Source organism: Micromonospora sp. ALFpr18c, from assembly GCF_008868155.1.
Taxonomy (GTDB): Bacteria; Actinomycetota; Actinomycetes; order Mycobacteriales; family Micromonosporaceae; genus Micromonospora.
Map to the genome: position 1 here is coordinate 1 of NZ_WBKR01000394.1, position 1,425 is coordinate 1,425.

At 66.8% G+C, this 1,425-nt stretch carries 1 protein-coding gene and 1 pseudogene; one reads left to right on the forward strand and one right to left on the reverse strand.

Annotated elements, in window-relative coordinates; genetic code table 11:
* Window positions 1-35: 35 nt before the first annotated feature.
* Window positions 36-167 (forward strand): annotated as a pseudogene (locus tag F8271_RS33655) (IS701 family transposase); the annotation flags it as partial.
* A gap of 51 nt (window positions 168-218) precedes the next feature.
* On the opposite strand, the gene F8271_RS31355 reads toward F8271_RS33655, so the two are convergent.
* A complete protein-coding gene (locus F8271_RS31355) occupies window positions 219-860 on the reverse strand; it encodes a reverse transcriptase N-terminal domain-containing protein (protein ID WP_151493384.1) in 642 nt (213 codons plus the stop codon).
* Window positions 861-1,425: the final 565 nt, after the last annotated feature.

A 1,425-nucleotide genomic window follows, 5' to 3' on the forward strand; every position in this document is an offset into this window, starting at 1 on the left:
AGGGCACGGCGACGTGTGGAGTGAAACGGCAGTACATGGGCTGTGCGGGTCGGCTCGCGAACGGGATCAACACGGTGCATCTGGCGTATGTGCGTGAACGTGTCGGGCATGCGCTGATCGGGGCCCGACAATGGATCCCGGCCGAGCACCTCACCGACCCGGACACCGCGGCGGGGATGGGCATCGCGGACGGGCTGACATTCCGGACCAAAGGGCAGCTACTGGTGATCGATGCGGTCGAACGCCGCTGCCAGGTCCGCGTCGAGGACCCACACCCGCTTGGACCGCAGGCCCTTGCCGGTGGAGAAGATCGCCTCGATCGCGTCGTGGCAGCCACGGCCCGGCCTAAATCCATAGGATCTCGGCTCGAACCGCGCTTCCCACTCCGGCTCCAACGCGTTGAGCGCGACCGCCTGCAACGCGCGGTCCGCGATCACGGGAATGCCGAGTGGGCGCCGTTTGCCCCCTGCCTTCGGGATGAACACCCGGCGCACCGGCATCGGGACCCACGACGAGGAGCGCCGCTGAACCCAGCGGGCCAGCTCGCTTCTCGCCTCGGGCCACAACGCCACCGCGCCGTCGACACCGGCCGTGTTGCGACCGGTGTTCTGCTGCGCGACCCGCCGAACCGCCACCAGGGCGTTGGACCGGCACCGCAGCATCAACCGTTGCAGATTGCGGACCTTGCTCAGGTCCCCGTCCCGCGACGCCGTGAAGATCCGCTGTCGCAGACGCCGTACTTCCTTCTCGGCTGTGTCCCAATCGATCGAGTCCCAGTCGAGTAGGCCGCCCTCCGGTCCGTTCACCGCGACCACGGCCGCAGCGTCCAACTTGTCCTTCGGTTCCAGCACTGCCGTCATCGTCACCTTCACAGGTTCACCCGACCCGCGTCAGCGCCCTTTCGGGCCGAGGCAGCCGCCTCTATCCGGCCGGTTATCCACGACGACCAGCGGAAGTCTGGTCATCACGTCGTGGTTTCCCGGGTGTCTTTCGACCGCCGGCATTCGCTTCTCGGGTCATCCTTCGCCCGCTGGGGACATCGGCCTTCCTCACGGTCAGCTCACCGGCAACCAGCGCCGGACCCCAACGGGATTGCCACGTTCCGCACATCCAAGATGCGACCGGATTGGGTGCCCTCTCGACCCCGGGGCGGCGGTGCTCTCCCGGCTGGATCGCTCTCTCTCCACCGCCTGCGTTCCGCAGCTTCGCGTCGATATAGTCCGCGTATTTGGGGTTTGAGCTGGGCAAACGCTGGTAGGCCCGGTGACAGGGCGTGTCACTAGGCGGCTGTGTTGTTGCAGGTCAGCAACACGGCGCCGTCTTCGAGGCGCAGCATGGTGCGCGAAGATTCGGTGCTGGTTGGTGGTTGCGGTCCGCCGGTGTTCGGGTGGATCGTGATGGGGTTCGTCGTGGTCGACTCCGAAT

Bases quoted from the DNA above. Each gene is read 5' to 3' on its own strand.
- F8271_RS31355 (WP_151493384.1), bottom strand. From the start codon at position 860: ATGACGGCAGTGCTGGAACCGAAGGACAAGTTGGACGCTGCGGCCGTG.